Below are 307 nucleotides of genomic sequence, written 5' to 3' on the forward strand. Positions count from 1 at the left end.
ACATATTCGATACTTGCAAATCCTCTATACCGATAACATCGTGGTTTTTGATGATTTCAGTTGAAATTTTGTCCAAGTAATCTTTTCTAGCATTTGATATATATTCATGAATTCTAGCTACCTTTACTCGTTGTTTATTCCAGCAAGAAGATCCTTTCATTCTTCTCGAAAGAACACGCTGTGCTTTCGCCAATTTCTCTTCTAATGATCGGAAAAACTTCGGATTTTCATAGTGTGTTCCATCTGACAAAATAGCGAAATCTTTTAGTCCTACATCTATTCCAATGTAAGAATGTGTTTTCGGAAG

Annotated in this window: 1 protein-coding gene; it reads right to left on the reverse strand. The window is 34.5% G+C overall.

Features of this window, described 5'->3' with window-relative positions; genetic code table 11:
• A partial coding sequence (locus tag ACTJJY_RS32190; RefSeq protein ID WP_440607464.1) for an RNA-guided endonuclease InsQ/TnpB family protein occupies positions 1 to 307 on the reverse strand: 307 nt, incomplete at both ends.

The organism is Bacillus sp. 22475 (genome assembly GCF_052044835.1).
GTDB lineage: Bacteria > Bacillota > Bacilli > Bacillales > Bacillaceae_G > Bacillus_A > Bacillus_A cereus.